At 49.0% G+C, this 1,785-nt stretch carries 1 protein-coding gene; it reads right to left on the bottom strand.

Annotated features, from left to right (window positions below):
- Positions 1 to 1,719 (bottom strand): WD40 repeat domain-containing protein (locus KDK14_RS11730; RefSeq protein ID WP_257265307.1); only part of this gene is annotated, 1,719 nt, incomplete at its 3' end.
- Positions 1,720 to 1,785 lie beyond the last annotated feature (66 nt).

Raw genomic sequence — 1,785 nt, 5'->3', positions numbered from 1 at the left:
ACCACGGGTCAGCACACTGTCCTCCTGAGCGTTGAAGGCAGCGTAGTCAATCCCCCCCAGGTGGTATACCCTTGTTTTCTCAACCAGATTACCTTCCTCATCATCCCCCCAAATGCAGGCAAAATTTGATTTATAGCCATAGCTCAGAAGTAGACTCTCTGAGGGGCTGAATAGGGCTTCACGACTATCGATATGTTCAAAGGTCTGACCTTTATCCAGCCGATCATCAGGACTTTTGCAGTCAAGGAGTTTATAATAGCCGCCCCTTGCGAAACGGGTCAGTACTTTACCCCCGGAAGGGCTGAATCTGGCATCTGTACAACAACGAATTTCTGCCTTTCCTATCCAGACACCGTTAGCGTTATAGCCAGAAACTATAACTGTATTTTCTGTATCATGGGTCAGCGCATATTGCCCGGTGGCATTGAACAAGGCTCTGCAAACGAAGTTGTCAAGATGTTGGTTGTCGTCGTTTATCATCGTTGCGGGATGATCGATTTTCCCGATCTGAGACCAATTCCCATGGACATCACAACCCAAAAAGATGGTCTGGTTACACCAGGTGAAGATCACAGCGTGTTGCTCATCATCATTCAGCTGGGCACTGGCAATGTTTCCACCGCACTCAAAGACCTTTTTCTTCTCCAGGCAGTTGCTCTCATCATTACAGGCCCAGAGGGTCACTTTTGTGCCCAGGTAAGTCAGTAAATAACCATCCGTGGCTTGAAAAGGGGGTTGCTGCGGCCCGGTTTCCATACCGTGAAGGATTTCTTTAGTCTGGGTTAACGGGGTCCACCGGCCGTTGCTATCCTGGCTTAAAACGTTGATTTTGCCGTTCTGTGGGTCGTAGGACATAATTTTGCCCTGCGCGAGGCTGAGGCCTGCTACCATCCGAGGGTAGTCATCATCATAGGGAGTGAGCGCAAGCACCAGCGCCTCCTCCCAGCGGCCATCGCTGTCCAGTGTACTTACCTTGACATTACCATCGTAGCTGCTGCTCAGGAGCGTATTTTCAGACCTGTTGAACTCGTGGCGATAGATCGGTGCGGAGCCCCCTACTTCCCCTTTCTGCAACCAGTTGCCATCCGCACCCTGTCGCCAGATCTTCAGACTGAAATCGCCCCCACCATCGCAACCATGGATAAGCAGGTTCTTACCCATTGGGCTGAAGCTGGTTTCGATAATATGGTGATCGAAGCTGTCCACCAGTTCGAGTTCCAGATAATTTGCCTGGCATTGGAAAATACCAGCCTTCGTTGGATCAATTTTGCCCCCTTGCCTGTTATCAAGAGCAATATCCTGTAACGGCTCATCAACTGCTGCGGTGCTATTGTGCTGTTCATGCTGTTGCGATGCATCAACCAAACCAGCGTCTGAGGGCTGCATCATGGAAATCTTCAGCCCGATAATTTCCAGTTTACGCTGACCGATAGCCGTGATGATCGTCAATTCGGGTGGTGAATTCCGTTTCAACCGCTCCAGCCATTTGGTCTGTTCCGATTCAGGGACTTTTGAAGCCTTTTTATTGTAGTCAGCCACTGACTCACACAGGGGTTTCAGATTATTAAATAACTGCCATTCACCGGTTTCGATTTTGCTTCCGGCTGCTCGACACAGTACACGACCAAATGAAATCACCTGTTTTGGTGCTCGCAGACTGCTAAAGGCTTGAGTATTATCTGAAAAAATCTTCAGACAATTTCGTGCTGTTGGTCCCATGATAACTCCGGCCATAAGTAGCTAACCATATGAAATCATATATTTCTGACTCCTTGTGCTGGCACT

It is taken from the genome of Endozoicomonas sp. ONNA2 (assembly GCF_024606365.1).
Taxonomy (GTDB): domain Bacteria; phylum Pseudomonadota; class Gammaproteobacteria; order Pseudomonadales; family Endozoicomonadaceae; genus Endozoicomonas.
The sequence above is the reverse complement of the archived record's forward strand: the minus strand, read 5'-3'. Positions and strand labels throughout refer to the sequence as shown.